Source organism: Myxococcales bacterium, assembly GCA_023898405.1.
Lineage (GTDB): Bacteria > Myxococcota > UBA727 > UBA727 > JABDBI01.
The window spans coordinates 21,405-38,015 of the sequence record CP060221.1; the positions used below are offsets into that span (position 1 = coordinate 21,405).

General features: G+C 41.2%; 14 protein-coding genes. 5 read left to right on the forward strand and 9 right to left on the reverse strand.

Annotated elements, in window-relative coordinates; genetic code table 11:
* Positions 1 to 4: 4 nt before the first annotated feature.
* From nuoH to H6731_00155, 8 genes are all read right to left on the reverse strand, one after another.
* Positions 5 to 958 (reverse strand): NADH-quinone oxidoreductase subunit NuoH, encoded by a 954-nt coding sequence (nuoH, locus tag H6731_00120; GenBank protein ID USN50864.1) that lies wholly within the window; start codon positions 956 to 958, stop codon positions 5 to 7.
* Entirely contained in the window at positions 955 to 3,276 is a 2,322-nt protein-coding gene (gene nuoG / locus H6731_00125; protein USN50865.1) for an NADH-quinone oxidoreductase subunit NuoG, read from the reverse strand. Before nuoG ends, nuoH begins: the two co-directional genes overlap by 4 nt.
* Before the next feature lie 8 nt (positions 3,277 to 3,284).
* Positions 3,285 to 4,535: an NADH-quinone oxidoreductase subunit NuoF gene (gene nuoF, locus H6731_00130; GenBank protein ID USN50866.1), complete on the reverse strand. Its 1,251-nt coding sequence runs from the start codon at positions 4,533 to 4,535 to the stop codon at positions 3,285 to 3,287.
* Positions 4,486 to 5,013: an NADH-quinone oxidoreductase subunit NuoE gene (gene nuoE, locus H6731_00135; protein USN50867.1), complete on the reverse strand. Its 528-nt coding sequence runs from the start codon at positions 5,011 to 5,013 to the stop codon at positions 4,486 to 4,488. Before nuoE ends, nuoF begins: the two co-directional genes overlap by 50 nt.
* An 11-nt stretch (positions 5,014 to 5,024) precedes the next feature.
* Positions 5,025 to 6,764 (reverse strand): NADH-quinone oxidoreductase subunit C/D, encoded by a 1,740-nt coding sequence (gene nuoC, locus H6731_00140; GenBank protein USN50868.1) that lies wholly within the window; start codon positions 6,762 to 6,764, stop codon positions 5,025 to 5,027.
* A 10-nt stretch (positions 6,765 to 6,774) separates the two neighbouring features.
* On the reverse strand, positions 6,775 to 7,398 hold the full coding sequence (locus tag H6731_00145) for an NADH-quinone oxidoreductase subunit B (protein USN50869.1): 624 nt from the start codon (positions 7,396 to 7,398) through the stop codon (positions 6,775 to 6,777).
* Complete coding sequence (locus H6731_00150; GenBank protein USN50870.1) at positions 7,395 to 7,766, reverse strand: NADH-quinone oxidoreductase subunit A; 372 nt, start codon at positions 7,764 to 7,766, stop codon at positions 7,395 to 7,397. Before H6731_00150 ends, H6731_00145 begins: the two co-directional genes overlap by 4 nt.
* Positions 7,767 to 7,948: 182 nt before the next feature.
* Positions 7,949 to 9,205: an MFS transporter gene (locus tag H6731_00155; protein USN50871.1), complete on the reverse strand. Its 1,257-nt coding sequence runs from the start codon at positions 9,203 to 9,205 to the stop codon at positions 7,949 to 7,951.
* Between the two features lie 151 nt (positions 9,206 to 9,356).
* Between H6731_00155 and H6731_00160 the strand changes: the two genes are divergently transcribed.
* The 5 genes from H6731_00160 (at position 9,357) to H6731_00180 (ending at position 14,682) form a co-directional block, all read left to right on the forward strand.
* Positions 9,357 to 10,400, forward strand: coding sequence for a DNA-binding protein (locus tag H6731_00160; GenBank protein ID USN50872.1), 1,044 nt, complete (start codon positions 9,357 to 9,359; stop codon positions 10,398 to 10,400).
* A complete protein-coding gene (locus H6731_00165) occupies positions 10,363 to 11,490 on the forward strand; it encodes a site-specific integrase (GenBank protein USN50873.1) in 1,128 nt (375 codons plus the stop codon). The genes H6731_00160 and H6731_00165 overlap by 38 nt, the downstream gene beginning before the upstream one ends.
* Before the next feature lie 59 nt (positions 11,491 to 11,549).
* On the forward strand, positions 11,550 to 12,482 hold the full coding sequence (locus H6731_00170; protein USN50874.1) for a hypothetical protein: 933 nt from the start codon (positions 11,550 to 11,552) through the stop codon (positions 12,480 to 12,482).
* A gap of 200 nt (positions 12,483 to 12,682) precedes the next feature.
* Positions 12,683 to 13,981 carry an F-box protein gene (locus H6731_00175; protein ID USN50875.1) on the forward strand — a complete coding sequence of 433 codons (1,299 nt, stop codon included), beginning with the start codon at positions 12,683 to 12,685 and terminating at the stop codon, positions 13,979 to 13,981.
* 323 nt (positions 13,982 to 14,304) lie between these two features.
* Complete coding sequence (locus tag H6731_00180) at positions 14,305 to 14,682, forward strand: hypothetical protein (protein ID USN50876.1); 378 nt, start codon at positions 14,305 to 14,307, stop codon at positions 14,680 to 14,682.
* Here the strand turns inward: H6731_00180 and acs are convergent.
* Positions 14,669 to 16,543: an acetate--CoA ligase gene (acs, locus tag H6731_00185; protein USN50877.1), complete on the reverse strand. Its 1,875-nt coding sequence runs from the start codon at positions 16,541 to 16,543 to the stop codon at positions 14,669 to 14,671. The two genes, H6731_00180 and acs, sit on opposite strands and share 14 nt — an antisense overlap.
* Positions 16,544 to 16,611: the final 68 nt, after the last annotated feature.

A 16,611-nucleotide genomic window follows, 5' to 3' on the forward strand; every position in this document is an offset into this window, starting at 1 on the left:
CCACCTACATCAATGCTACTAATGCCGTAAATAATAGATTTACCAGGCTTAGGGGTAATAAAAATTTCCAGCCAAAACTTATGAGTTGATCGATTCGAGGCCTTGGCAATGCTGCTCGAAGCAAAATAAAGCTTGCTATCAGCGCACAGGTTTTAAGCATGAACCAAATGAAGGGAGGGAGAATCGGACCCTGCCAACCTCCAAAAAAAAGTATGGTCATCATGGCTGACATTAAAGTTATACCCATATATTCACCCACGAAAAACATACCAAATTTTAGACCGCTATATTCTGAGTGAAATCCAGCTATCAATTCGCTTTCTGCTTCTGGTAGATCAAAAGGCAAACGATGAGTTTCTGCTAACGCAGCAATATAAAAAACAATAAAACCTATGAACTGCCCTAAGATATTCCAGCCAGTGCTCTGAGCTTCGATAATATCGATAAATCTGAAAGATCCTGTTTTAATGACAACTCCCATTAAAGAGATTCCCATAAAAACCTCGTAGGCTATCATTTGACCAATGCTTCTGATTGATCCCAACAAAGCATATTTGTTATTTGATGCCCAACCAGCAAGAGCGATGCTGTAGGTTCCCAAAGAAGAAAGAGCCAGAAAAACTAAAATCCCCACTTCTGAGTCAAAAACTACTAAGTCTCTCGTCCAGGGGATAAGTGAGAAGCTTGCCAATATCGAGCCAATAATAATCGCAGGAGCAAGAATAAAAACCTTTTTATCGGCAAATGGAGGAATCCAATCCTCTTTGAAAAACATTTTGATAGCATCAGCAACAACCTGTAGAAGTCCTAGTGGCCCAACTCTATTGGGACCAAGGCGATCTTGCCAAATTGCAAGCAGGCGTCGCTCAGCCCAGATAAGAAGGGCCCCCATCGTAAGTGGAATAAGAAGGGCAATGATAGGCGAAGCTATAGCCCACCAAAAATTGAAATCTATCATAGAGCGCCTTCCTCTCTATTCTTAGCGTCGATGTGTTTAAAAATCTTTAGACCGCTAATTTCATCGCCAGGATTTTTACGAGCCATAAGCGTGTCTCTAAATGAAGCTTGTACAGAGTTCCATCGAGGTTCCCACGAGGATGATATCAATGGCAGAGGGATCTTTCTTCGGGCACCTTCCATTGAATACACTAGGGGAGAGTCGAGATCTGTAAGAGGCTTAGGCTCATGCATGCTTTTATCTGCATTCATGGCGGTGCGACCGCTGTATTCACTTGTCTGTCGCGCAATACCGTGTCCCATCACTTTAAAGTCAGCCTTGAATAATTTATTAAAAATATCCTCCGGCCAATGAAGTTCGTGAGCTAAGGCAGAACAAAGCATATCATTATTTTCCCACTGATATTTTTTGTCTAAGAAAGGGAGAAGCATGCGCCAAGGGGACTGGATATGCTGATCATCGGTACTAAAAACGCTAAAATAGCGTTGGAGTCTTCCTTCCTGACTGATAACCGAACCAGTGCTTTGAGCAAAACTTAAACAGGGAAGCGCAATGTCAGCTTTTTCGACAGTTGCATTGTGCTCGTAATCGATCACTATCATGTGTTTGGCTGATGTGATCGCAGCCAATGAGCTCTCATCAAAATGAGAGTACAAATCGTTTTCTAAAATAATAACAACATCGACAGGAGCTTTAAGCTTAGATAAAGGCTGTGCAGAGAGCAAAGCCAATCCAATACTGTTAACCTGGGGAGCCACTATAGAAAGCTTGGCTTCTTGAGAAAGTGGCTCAAGAAGCTGTGCAACATTTTTGATCAACACTGGATTGTGGAGCGAAGTTCCGCAGATAATGACAGGCCTTTTGGCTTTTAAGAGGGCTTGTCCTGCTTGTTCTATCCAAGAATCTAGCTTAGAGTTGCTCGATTTGTTTTCTAAAAATAATTTTAACTCTAGGAGCAGTTCGTGCAATTTTTCTAAGGGTAACGCGCATGTATCTTGTGCTATGTCGTCAAGGCCAGTGGTTGTAATGTGAGCACTTAATAAGGGAAACGTCGAATTTCTTACATGATTGCGTACAGCCCCATCATTCCATGATGGAATTTTTTGCTCAACCCAAGCTTTTTCTTCCGCTGCACTGATCGCAGCCTGACGTACGCTCAATGCCATCATGGGAGCGCTGTGAGTAATATCCTCGCCAATAATAATAATAGCATCAGATTCTCTAATGTCTCTGAGAGAAGCAATTTGTTGGGGATAGTGTTTAAGCTGGGCTAGGGCTTCATTTACGCTCAGAGAAACTGACGAGTTCTCTCCGTCATAGAAATTTTCTGCTCCAACCAGTTGGCGCAGAGCCCAGTTTGATTCGAGCGAGGCTTTAGCACTGCCAATGCCGATGATATTGTGTGTGGTTTCCAAAATAGCTTTAATTTTTTCATTCGCCTCACCCACATCAGATGCTTTACCTTGGAGTAGAGCAGTTTTTAGGCGTCTAGGACTGTTGATGAATTCGTGACCAAAACGCCCTCGATCACATATAAAATAGCCATTTACATCATGATTATAGCGATTTTGGATACGTCTCAGCTGCCCATAACGTGCCCCAGGAGAAATATTACATCCCACGCTACAGCGTTGACATATGGATGGAGCTGTTTGTAGATCCCATTTTCGTATGTGATGGCGATGAAATAATTTGTCGGTAAAAACGCCGGTGGGGCAGACCTCTACAAGATTGCCGCTAAAACCGCTTTCAAGCCTCCCATCCTCATTACGCCCAAAGTAAACGCGTCCACTATTGGCAAAAGGGCTTAAATCTGTGCCTCCGGCAATATCGCGATAGTAACGTACGCAACGATAACAGGTTATACACCGGTTCATCTCATGATTGATGTAAGGACCAAGGTTTTGATTTTGAAAGGTGCGTTTCTTAAAACGATAATGACGAGAGTTATGACCTGTCATGACCGTCATATCCTGCAAATGGCACTCTCCACCCTCATCGCACACAGGGCAATCGTGGGGGTGGTTAATCATCATCCACTCGATAACGTGTTTTCTAAAATTGGTACACGTAGGATGGTCGATAGAAAAGCGTGCACCTTCCTTTAAAGGCGTCATACACGCCATAACGGTACGTCCCTGAGTGTCATTTTCGTCTGCAAACTGTTGAACTGCGCATTGGCGGCATGAACCAACAGAGCCTAAAGCCGGATGCCAACAAAAATAAGGTAAGTTGAGGCCTTCTAGTAAAGCAGCCTCTAAAAGATTGCTGTTTGGATCGCATTCATAGGATTTTTGATCGATAAAAATAGTTGTCATGAACATCCTCAGTTGCCATAGGGGCAGCGCTTTTGAGCTATATGTTCCAAAAAATCTTTGCGAAAAAGTTTAAGCCCAGACCCTAAGGGGGCTGAAGCGCCAGGAGCAAGAGCACAAAACGTGCTTCCTGGTCCCAGTAAACGCGCATGATTTTCTAATATTCCAATATCTGATTCCTGGCCTTCGCCGCGTTCAATAGCCGATAGTGTCTCATAAACAAAAGATAAGCCTTCTCTGCACGGTGTGCAAAACCCACATGATTCTTGTTTGAAAAATTTTTCTAGATTCAAAAGCATTCCCACCGGACAGGTGTGGTCATCAAGAATAATCATGGTTCCAGTACCCATTCGAGTTCTTTTTTGAGCCATGGAACTGTAGTCCATAGGTACATCAAGATATTCTTCCGTTAAAAAATCTGTAGAAGCGCCTCCAGGCAAAAATGCTCTAAGCTTAAGCCCAGCTCTCATCCCTCCGGCGCAGTTTTCAAGAATTTCACGTCCTAACGTACCCATGGGGAGCTCAAAAGCTCCAGGATAGTTTACTTTTCCACTGACGCCATAGATTTTGGTACCAGCATCGATTGCTTTTCCCAAAGTTTTAAACCACGCAGCGCCTTTTCGTAGAATATGAGGAAGATTGCTTACAGTCTCAACATTCTGTACAAGGGTAGGTTTCCCCCATAATCCACTGACCTGAGGAAAAGGAGGCTTAGCTCGAGGAGTTGCTCTGCGGCCTTCAAGAGCATTCAAAAGCGCCGTTTCTTCGCCACAGATATATCGTCCAGCACTCATATGAATAAAAATATCCAGGTTATAAAAAAGATTGGCCTTGTGAGCTTCATGCAAGGCGTGCTCTAAATATTTTTCAGCGGTTTTATATTCGCCTCTTAAAAATATATAGGCGACTTTTGCCCCAATAGCATGTGCAGCGATCATTACACCTTCAATGAGCTGGTGCGGATTACCTTCTAAAAGCCAACGATCTTTAAAGGTTCCAGGCTCCATCTCATCAGCATTGACAACCAGATAATGAACGTCATGCTCATCAATCACTGGCGGCACAGCGCTCATCTTGATGCCAGTGCTAAAACCTGCGCCACCGCGCCCTAAAAGTCCAGCCTCTTTGATGAGACTAATAACCTCACCAGGCTCCATTTTTATTGCATTATTAAGGCCTTCATATCCATGAGCAGATTGATAATCCTTTAAACTAAGGGGTTGACCATTGGTGTTCATGAGTCCGGTGAGAGGATTCTTCACGGTCTTTCTCCTCGTTTTTTTTTGTTTTTAGAATGGCGCTTATTTTTTCAGGTGTGAGATGGGTATGAAGCTCATCATTCACCATCATCGCTGGACCTTTATCGCATGTCCCCAGGCATTGAGCGGGCAAGAGTGTATACTCATTATTTTTGCACGTTTCGCCCCAGTCAATACCAAGTTCTTTTTTTATGCACTGACGAACTTTTTCATAGCCCATGATCCAGCAGCTTACGCTGTCGCACAGACGTATCACTTTTTTGCCAACAGGTTTGCGATAAATAAGATTATAAAAAGTGGCGATACCATCGAGTTCGGTGGCTGACATTCCAATATAATCCGCAACGTCTCTTAAGGCCTCATCGCTGACATAGCTCCGGTGGCGTTGTACCACCAACAAAGCATCTAAACACGCACTTTTGCGCACGGGAAACTTAGCTATTTCAAGATCTATTTCAGCTATTTCAAGCTTACTAAGCACAATATTCTCCCCTAGCGATCCAGGTCAGCAAGAACAAAGTCCACGCTTCCCAAAATGGCCATTAAGTCTGGAATAGTCGTTCCTTTGGCAAGCAAAGGAAGCATCTGTAAGTGAGCGAAAGATGGAGTCCGAATACGAGTGCGGTAGGATCGATTGCTGCCGTCACTGATCAAATAGTAGCTATTGATACCTTTGGTCGCTTCAATGCCAAAAAAAGATTCACCGGCAGGCATCACAGGTCCCCATGAAACATTCAAAAAATGCTGAATCATTGTTTCAATATTTGCCAGAGTTTCTGCTTTGTTTGGCGGGGTTGTCAGGGGATGATTCGATTTAGTTGGACCATTAGGCATTTTTTTTACGCATTGCTCGATAATACGCAAACTCTGGCGCATCTCTTCAATGCGCACCAAACCTCTATCGTAGCAATCGCCATTTTTAGCGGTAGGAATATCGAAATTAAATTGTTCGTATCCCGAGTAAGGGCGTTTTTTTCGTAAATCCCATTCAAGGCCAGTTGCTCTTAGTCCAGCCCCGCTTATTCCCCATTCTATCGCTTCTGATAAAGAGTAAGCTCCAATTCCAATAGTGCGTGCCTTAAAAATGCTATTTTCCATGACCAATCGATCATATTCTTTAAGCTTGCTTGGGAAATTTTTTGTAAAATCTAAGACTGCATTTTCCCATCCTTGCGGCAAGTCGTGCGCAACACCGCCAATACGAAACCAGCTTGGATGCATACGGCCACCAGTTATCCCCTCGACAATGCGAAATATTTTTTCACGTTCATTAAACATGTAAAAAATTGGAGAGAGAGAGCCTATATCCTGAGCAAAAGTGCCGTACCAAACTAAGTGACTGGCAATGCGAAAAAGTTCGCACATCATGACTCTGATAGTTTGAGCTTTTGGAGGAACATCTATGCCAGCCAGTTGTTCAACAGCCAACAGATAAGCAAGATTATTCATAACCCCACCGAGATAGTCGATTCTATCAGTGTAAGGGATATAGCTATGCCAATTTTGTCGTTCGCCCATTTTTTCAGCGCCACGATGATGAAAGCCTATATCCAGCACTGAATCAACAATTTCTTCGCCATCAAGCTGCAAAATAATGCGTAAGACTCCATGAGTGCCAGGATGCTGAGGACCTAAGTTTAAAAAGATATATTCATGATCATCATCTTTTCTTTTAAGTCCCCATTCTTCAGGTTTAAATTCTAATAGATCTTGCTCTGCTTGTTCTTGATCTTCATCGAGGTGGTAAAGACCCATTTCTGTTGCGCGAGCAGGGTGCACTTTGCGTAAAGGGTGACCTTTCCAAGAACGAGGCATGAGAAGGCGCATAAGGTGAGGGTGACCTATAAAGCTGACACCGAACATGTCAAAAATTTCTCGTTCGTACCAGTTAGCATTTTTGAAGAGCTCAGTCACGCTTTCTACGCTGAGTTGGCTATCCTTAAGCGCAACCTTAAGACGAATATCTTCGTTTCGTGCCAACGACAAAAGATGATAGACCAAAGTAACATCCGAATTGGGTTGAGCATCACAGTGTTCTCGTTCAGTTTCATCGATAGCGGTCAGATCATATAACATAGAAAAAGGTTGAGGCACATTTTTTAGGTAGCTAAGAATAGTTTTAATTTTTGAGCCTTCGATCCAAACTGTAGGGATGAGATCATTGCTCCTTTGCTGTCCCTTGATTGCCTCGGGAAACTTATTTTTCAGGCTCGAAACAATAGCTTCGTTCATGATTCACTCGCTACATGTGGTTGGGTTCATCGTAGGTTTGGACTGCTTTTCTTGTCTCGCCTTTAATTTTACGCATAGAAAGAGGAGTGGGTTTACTTACGTCTTGTGAACCTCCCAACCAGGAAATAGGGCGCCTTTCCTTACCAATGGATTCACGCAAGAGCAAAATACCCTCCATAAATGCTTCGGGCCGAGGAGGACAACCTGAAATGTAGAGATCAACAGGTAAAATTTTATCGACTCCTTGAACAACGCTATAGATATCGTACATTCCGCCCGAGTTTGCGCATGATCCCATGGATATCACCCATTTTGGTTCCATCATTTGTTCATAAAGCCGTTTTACTATGGGAGCCATTTTTCTAAACACGGTTCCGGCTACCACCATGACGTCAGCTTCTCGAGGAGTTCCTCTTATAACTTCCGAACCAAATCGCGCAACATCATATGTGCTGGTAAGACTGGTTGCCATTTCGACGTAGCAACAACTTAAGCCAAAATTAAAGGGCCAAACAGAATTTTTTCTTCCCCATGAGATCAGATCTTGAAGACGAGAAAATAAAAAAGTCTGAGCCTCATTCGGGCCAAGCTGCCCTTTAAGCCATTGTTCGGGGGTTTTAGTAATTAGAGTCATGATCGAGCACCACCTGCCACGCGAGGACGAGGACCAAATCTCAATACGCCTTTGGCTATGACATAATAAAGAGAAAGCAGCAACATGCTGATGAATACAGAAATTTCTATAAATCCTAACCAACCGACGTCGACAACAGAAGTGGCCCACAAATAAATGAAAGCTGATTCAAGATCGAAAACAACAAATAAAATTGCTACCAAAAAGTATTGTGCAAAGAAGTGTACACGCGCAGTGCCCGCAGATTTAATACCGCCTTCATAGGGAGTTCGTTTTCGTGGATTGGTGCTACGTTCTCCTAAAAAATAAGATGAGAGCATTACCAAGACAACAGTTATGACGCCAAAACAATAAATCGCCAAAGACATGAGTGAACTCCGGGGTATCTAAAGCCGATCACTTTACCAATAGTACAGCACAGTAGAGCAGCAACAGCGGTTGTGTTTAATTTATTCAGATTTTTATTTGGAAAATGAGCTTATAAGCCTATGAAAACTTGATTTATTATGGAGAAAATAATTCAGCAGGTGAGAGAATATTTTTTGAACTATTACATGCTTTTTATTGCGGGCCTTCTGAGTGAGGCTATGTATATTACTCCGGCTGCAAAAATACTAAAAAAACTTCCCATCAAGAAGGTGGCCGATAAACCAAAGCGATGAGATAGATTTCCTGCTATAGTATTAGCCAAAAATAATGCTACGCCGCTGATTACAAAAAATAATGAATAGGCAGTTCCTCTAAGTTTTGCTGGGGTTGCCTGGGCGATCATGGCTTTAAGCAATCCTTGTGTAGCTCCCATATGTAGTCCCACCAAAATGACACCTATGATTGTGCCAGCTATGGAACTTACATAAGATAGGAATGCCTGTGCCGTAAACATGAGCACAAGACCCGCCGATAACATCATGCTGCGAGAAATTTTATCAGCATATTTTCCACAAGGAATGGCTACACCAGCATGTACAAGATCCATCACGATGATCATCATGGGCAAATAAGCTACCGACCAGCCAACTTCTTTTGCCTTTAATGTTAGAAAAGCTTCGCTAAAGCGTCCAAGCATAAGAAAGAAAAAGGCCAGCATGAGCCACCAAAAAATAGGAGAAAATTCTTTGATGTCGGTGAGCTCAACTTTTTTCCGATGGTACCTAGTATCAGCTCTTGGGTGAGAGTTAGGATTAGGTTTGATCCACAAAAATAAAATTAACAAAGCCAAACTTGCAGGAATGGCAGACAAAGCAAAGACCAAACGATAATTGTTGTTGGAGCTCAACATGAGCAACATTGCCGCTAAAGCTCCGACTACCTGACCAAGAGTATAGAGCGCCTCGCGAAAGCCAAAATTAGTGGCATAAAATCCACGTTCACTGAGATCTGCGATCAAAGCATCTGTGGGAGCTGAGCGAATACCTTTGCTGAGTCGATCGATAAACCTCAATCCAAAAACCATTCCTGTAGTAGTTGATAAGGCAAAAATTGGCTTTACCATGGCGGTAAGTGCAGCTCCTAACAAGATCAGTGGCTTTCTCTTACGCATGACATCGCTTAAGAAACCAGAAAAAAATTTAGCCAAAAAAGAAGAAGAAATAGCAATTCCTTCGATCAACCCAATATCATGATGCCCGGTCTTAAGTTCATCAACCAAGAAAGCCGGTAATAAACTAAAAACCATGAGTGTTGACATTGACCAAAAGAAACTCATCCAAGCAATGCCCTGAATGTTTTTGTGATCGCTTTTGCTATGGTTTTTAGCGGTGGGCATGTTCATATTTTTGGCATTCACCCTTGTCCCCAATCTATTCATAAAAACTTCTTGCCGTAGTTTTCGGCAATTGCCAAAGGAGGGGTGCCAAAAATGCATTATTGTATTAAAAAAGCTACAAAATCGGAGTGTTGGCTTTGTTCGTTGTGTGGTGAATTTATTTTTATTATAATTTTTGAGCCATGGAGAATTTATGGAAATAGCAAGCAGGCGGCGCGAACAAGAAGTGTGGCAAGCGTGTGATGACTTGTGGGCATTACATGGAAGTATGGATGGTATTACCGGCGAAGCTATTCGCGAGCGCTTGTTGGGGATGGGAAAGAGTCGTGGCAGTCCCAATGAAATCTATAAATATCGTAAAACATGGACAGTGAGCCGAAAAATTGGGCGAGAAAATACTGGTGACTGTAGTGCTAATTCTGATCCAATTTCGCGCGCAGTTCGTATGGTGCATGAAAAAATTCAGAGCGAAACTCAAGAAGAAATTGAAAAGATAAAACTAGAATTTAATGAAGAATTACTCACAAAAGACAAAGAAATAGAACAGGGCAAGAAAAATATAGAGGCTCTTGTTCATGAAATGACATCGCTACAAAGCGAGTTTTCCCAGCTGAGTCAACAACATCAAGCACTAAATGAACAATATCAACGAGAAATAAAGACAAGAAAAGATCTTGAACATGATTTTTTAATTTTCAAATCTCAGCATGCACAAGAAATAAGCTCCCACGAGCGAATAATGGCCGAATTTTACAAAAATCAAAAGTACACTTTGGAGCAGACCAAAAATGCATTTGATAATGCTCAAAATACTCTACAAGCACAACTGATACGCGCCAATGAAGAAAAAAAACAGCTGGGACAAGAATATTCTGAAAGTCTCAATGCTGTAAAAATTGAGAAATATAATCAAGATGTAAAACTAGGCGAACTAGAACATCAGCTTACATATCTGAAAGATACGCTTGAAATTTCCCAACAAAAAATAATTGAACAAGATACAAAATTTAAGACGGTATTGGAAGAGAGCCTCAAACTTCATAAAGAAAGAGATGCATTGCGTGAAAAATTAGCTTTTGTACAAAACGAGCTTTTTATTGTTCATAATCAACTAAGTGAACTGAAAATAGAAATTGTCAAACGTGATGTTACGATAGCTCGTTTGCGAGCACTGCAGGCACATAGTAGAGGAAAGACCAATGGAGCATCTAGAGAAAGGCCAGCTGCAAAAACTTAGGTCGAATCTTATCCAAAATGAAAAGTCTGATTGCCGCATTAGAGCTCGCAACGATGTTGAAGCATTTGAACGATGGCTCGACGAGTATTTTGAAAAACCCACCACCTACCGTAGTTATAAGAAAGAAGGAGAAAGGTTTTTGGTGTGGTGTGCGCTTGAAAGAAACTGCACGCTCGAGACGCTCAGCAGAGACGATGTTGAAGCCTACATTTCATTTTTAAAAAACCCTCAACCCTTTGAAAAATGGTGTGGTCCTAAGGGAGGGCGTTCTCATAAGGGTATTTGGAAACCATTTAGTGGTCCACTAGGTGAGAGTGCTATTCGCTGTGCGCTTGCTATTCTCAACTCTATGATGGGTTATTTGGTGGATGCAGGTTATGTTTCTTTTAATGCTTTTGCCCTCATACGAAGAAAAAGTAGGCTTAAAGAAAAATTGGTCAGTAATCGCTTTTCTATTGAGGAGCGAATCTTAAGCCAAGAAGAATGGCGGGTGTTTCTTCAAACGATGCGCGATTATCCGGAAAATAATTCTCATGAAGTGAAAAAAAAACAAAGGCTAATTTTTTTAGTTACAATTCTTTATTTTTTGGGTTTACGGATCGATGAATTAGCCCAATCAACATGGGCAAATTTTCGTCAGCTCAATGGTAAATGGTGGTTTTTTGTACGAGGGAAAGGCGATAAGCTGGGCAAAATTCCTATCAATCGAAATCTTTGGCAGGCAGTTATAAAATTCAGGCTGAGCCTTGCTATGTCACCCATACCCCACGAAGAAGATTATCTGCCTATAATTCCCTCATTAAGCTCGCCACAAAAAACACTCACGACCAGGCAAATGAGCAATTTGCTTAAAGAACTAGCACTCAAAGCGGCTTTGCAATTGAAGGGAAACCCACATAGCGCCAAAAAAATGGAAAAATTTTCCCCGCACTGGTTAAGACATTTATCGGCATCGAGGCAGGATTTGGCTGGTGTTTCATTTACCCACATTAAAGAAAACCTTCGGCACTCAAACGAACAAACGACCAGACACTATGTCCACGCTTTTGATGATAAGCGCCATGAAGAAATGGAAAAATTTAATTTTTAAAAAAATTTAATCGTTTTGGACTTTTTCGTCACCAATACACACAGACGAACGAGGACCAGATGAAAAGAATTTTATCCTATTTAACTTTATGTGTAGCGCTGTCACCGGTTCTGCATGCTCAAGAAGAGGCAGTCTCAAAATTAGAAAAACCTTATTTGGGTGCAGAAATCTCTGTGAATCAAGCGGTGGCTCCCGGTGCAATTTCAAGTCGCTTTGGTGAAAGTCGATCATTAACTAGCGATTTACTTTTGAAACCTACACTGAAGAGCAAAGAATTTTGGGGCGACCGTTACCTTAAAGCCGATTTAGAATTTTATTCTATTTTTGAATGGATGCCCAAAAATACCGCTAAAGCAGGAGAAAAACTGAGTTTTAACGACGTGAAATTTAGAACACAGCTGAAAAATGCCGTAAATCACCAAGCATCAGGAATTTCCTATGCTCCTGGGGTTGAAGTGGAAATACCCGCATCAAAAACTTCTTCAGTCAGCAATCGTATCATTGGGCTTGGACTGAATTCTGCTTTGTCATGGAGCAAATGGGGACTAACTCTAAGTTATAAACCAACAGCAGTGGCATATATTCACTCGCTTCCCTATAAAAGTTCCGCCTGCTCACCTGATAGTTCCGCCGAAGATAAATTAAGTGGAAATCAATGTCGTGTCGATGGACGGCAGACAATGCTGATGTTGAAGAATCAATTATCTGCTGAATATACTTTAGGGGCAAACGTTTTTACGCTGGCCTTCAAAACCTATCACAATTTTCTCAGACCGAATGAAGAAGCACAAAAGTACACAGAATCAACTTTAGCCTATCTTGAATATGGCTATAAATTACCCACAAGTTTTGAGACGATACTAAAGTTGGGAATTACCAGCTACAATCCCGCTTATGATCCTGCCAATGGTTTTAAAGTGCCCTTCGTATCTACTAATGTCGGTGCATCAAACTTCACCAATATCTATGCGGGGGTGGATATAACTTTGTAAAAAAGATTCTACGTCGTTACTGAGCCAGAGCCTATAAGAATTTTTAACAATGGTATTTAAAATTCCATATAGGCTCCTGGGCACCGGTGTGCTCTTCATTATATTTTCATGCATAGTCATTGACCTGTATTGAAATAATAGTTATGCCAATCCGATAAATCACTAGTATTGTATGTTTTAGCTAATGTTGGAGTGTATTTATGATTGTAAGGATAATTGTTTTCTTTTTATGTCGCAGTTTGTTTTCGTTGAACATGTTTGAGCAAGGTGAAGAGATTCAGAGAAATGAGCTCATAAGCGAAATTATTATTCCGGATACTGAAAACGATGAGAATAGAGCTCAAGAAATTAATCTAGAACAAAATCTAGCCGATGCAGGTATCGAGGCTGAAAACGAAAATTTAAGAAATATCATCACTTCAAGGAGGATTGTTCAAGAAAATAGATCTGAAGTTGGAACTGTTGAACAAATACTTCCAGAAGTAAGTGCAATGGGTGACTTTAATAATGATAATGCCAAAAATAACGAAAAGACGTCAGAAAATACCAACGAAAAGATAGTAAGGATTTTTCGCGTTAACCAAGGCTCTAATCATGGTGAAGTGTTTGGTTCACGAATTTTTATGGGAAAAGGTAAGATGTTGGGTCTTCCCAATGAAATTTGGGCGGAAATTGCTTCCTATCTAGATCTAAAAGACCTAGCAAATTTCAGACTGGTTTGCCATGACACCAATGATGTGGTTTCGTTCGCAGGCAAGCTGCAGGATTCCTGGCTGCATTCGAATAGGTTTTATGAACATTTGGCTTACCTAAGAAAGTTGACCGGTTTTATAAAAATAAGTGAAAATTTAGCGGTGTCACATGTGGATAAAAAGTTTGTGAAAATTTGGTATAGATCAGATGATAGTTCTTCTTATTCGCTGTTAGAAACAATAGATCTCAGTGAAGCCGTCAAGGTGGGCTCGTCTGACAGAATTAAACCTTTGGAGGGTAGCAATTTCTATTTATGTTCTTATGAGCACAACGACGATACCTTCGGTGTGTCCACCGATGATGAAGTAGGTGCGTATGTTTTTAAGCTTGAGGAAAAAGGATTTACATGTGCCTATGTGGCAGATGAAAAATTGGAGAACCTTAAGATTAACTGCTCTAGTGCGGATATACTTTCCTTTGCTTTGATGATTAATCTAGGGCCAGAGAAGGTGTGTTGCAAGGAAGATATGCTGCTCATTTTTGAATCCTTAGTGGAAAAGTATCAGCCAACAAGTAAAAAAGCCCAAGAAGTATTGTTGTCACTAATTATAGCGGCAGAATTAAACAAAGAAGTTGCTGACCGAAAGCTATTACTATCCGCGTGTCAGGCCCTACATGAAGTAGGCGAAAAACGCTGTAGTGAAAATAAATCAATTAAAGGGTTGCTGTCTGATGTCACTAAAGAAGACTTTCTCGACTGCAATTCAAAAATAAAAAAACAACACAACACATGCGCATTGTTGTAAGCAGCACTTATCAAGCTAGTGCCCTTATATCAAGCTAGGTCAAGCATCAATTGCTCTGTCATGTCGATATTGAATGTCCCATGTGGATAACGTGGGCATAAATTAGAGGAGACAGAGCCCGTTTTTCACTCGGTAGTGCAAAATTTAGCTGTATCACTCAGCTATTCCCAAAAACAATTCACACAGTGTTATACCAAAAAGTTTTGAAATCAAAATCATCGCTTTTATCATTGCACACTCTATAAATCTGCTCCTTTTTTATTTTTTCAAACAACCATTAGAAGTATTAAACGATAACTCCACCAAAGTATCGGAGTAGTTTTATGCAGTATTTATTTTTTATTTTGTTTTTATTTGCCCAATCTCTTTTTGCTATTGAAAGTATAAAAATTGACTTTGAAGATTATGCTACCGAAATTTTTTTTACTCACGATGCACAAGACTCATTTAGAGGCAGCATAGTAAATAAAACGGATATCTTTGGAGTATGTGAGGGTAATTTTTTCTATGATCTTAAAAATGGAAAGCTTGAGCTTACATATAATGATGATGAGTGTCTGTCGCAAAACCTCACTCTTTTTTTCGACTTTATCTTGTTAAAGAAAATTACCAACGGCATTAGAACGCGCGTATTTTATAAGCGTGGGGATGACAGACACACCCTAAAACAGGCCTACATGCAAATTTCTATGTTGTTGTGAGCGCACTGCTATCTTCCAACGTCGTTATATCAGCTTTAACCTCTTCACCTCGTGCAATTGATCTAAGCAGTCTGCGCATGATTTTGCCTGAGCGAGTTTTAGGCAACAAAGCTCTAAAGTGAATAGCAGCAGGTTTGGCAAAAGAACCAATGCAATTTTTTACTTGCTCTTTAAGCTGTTCTTCAAGACCATCACTTGGCTCTACATTTGGCATGAGGCTTACAAAGGCAACTAAGCGTTGACCTGTGACATCGTCATGAATTCCTACTACCGCTGCTTCTGCTATTGCTGCATGTGCAACAAGCGCACTTTCTACCTCCGCTGTACCTAAGCGGTGACCGGAGATATTTACCACGTCATCAATGCGTCCGTTAATGTGTATATCTTTGTCTAAATCGAAATATGCGCCATCTCCGGTAAAATAAGCTCCAGGAAATTTATCAAAGTAGCTTTGTAAAAATCGTTCCTGGTCACCCCAAATACCTCGAGCAAGTGATGGCCAAGGCTTTTTGATCAAAAGATAACCTGTTTCATTATTTTTACAAAGCTCTCCCTGTTCAGAAATAATTTCTGCATCGATAGCAAAAAATGCCTTTGATGCTGAACCAGCCTTTGGAGTGTCGATATCGGGAACCGCGCTCATCATGATGGCACCAGTTTCAGTTTGCCACCAAGTGTCAACGATATCACAACGATCTTCACCCAAGACGCGTTTGTACCACGACCATGCCTCAGGGTTGATGGGTTCACCAACGCTTCCCAAAAGCCGCAGAGAAGAGATATCGTGTTGTCCTTTGTATTCTTCACCTGCAGCCATGAGCATGCGAACTGCGGTAGGAGCCGTGTAGAGGACAGAAATTTTATGTTGCTCGATCAGTTGGTATAACCTTGCAGCTGAAGGAAAATTAAAGGCGCCTTCAAAAATAAAAATACTATTGCCCAGCAAAAGTGGACCGTAGCAAATGTAGCTATGACCGGTGATCCAGCCAATATCTGCGCTACACCAAAATAAGTCTTTATCTTTGAGGTCAAATATCCACTGTGTCGTTGAGGCAACTTGAACTAAGTAACCACCTGTGGCGTGAAAAATGCCTTTTGGTTTACCTGTTGTTCCCGAGGTATACAAAATAAAAAGTGGATGCTGAGCATCAAAAGAGTGTGGTTCTCTTACTTTTTCTGCCCAGTTATCGGTTGGAACAAAACGAATATAACGAGAATCGCTTGCTAAAGTCTCACAATCAAAACAAAGCACAGTTTCTACGGAATTACATTTTGTATCATCCAAAGCCTTATCAACAACGTCTTTTAACTTAATAGTATGCCCTTTTCGTTTGGTAGAATCCGCTGTTATGACCGCTTTCGCTTTAGCATCGTGAATGCGGTCTATCAAAGCTTCTTTAGCAAATCCACCGAAAATTACTGTATGGATAGCACCCAGTCGCGCGCAAGCAAGCATGGAAGCAATGCCTTGAGGGTTCATGGGCATATAAATTGCGACGCGATCGCCTGAAGTGATACCCCGTTCATGAAGCAAATGAGCAATTTGACAAGTTAATCTGTGAAGCTCTTGATAAGAATATTTTTTTACAAAGCCATCCTCATTTTCAAAAATGATCGCTGTCTTTTGCCCCAGGCCATTTTCAATATGTCGATCCAGGCAGTTAAACGAAGCGTTGAGGCCTCCTCCTAAAAACCATTCGCCACCAGCGAATGTGCCGTCGTGTACCTGATGAAAACTCTCTTTCCACGATAATCGCATGGCTTCGTGGTGCCAAAATCTGTCATAACTAAGTGAAGAGGCTTTCTTGTAAGATTGCTGTTTCTCTTTACTGGACTGCCAAGAAAAAGGATGGATTGCCACTAAAAGCTCCTGAAATAATTTTTAGTTTATGTAGGAAGGTTGATTGAAGTTATCAAGAGATTCAACAA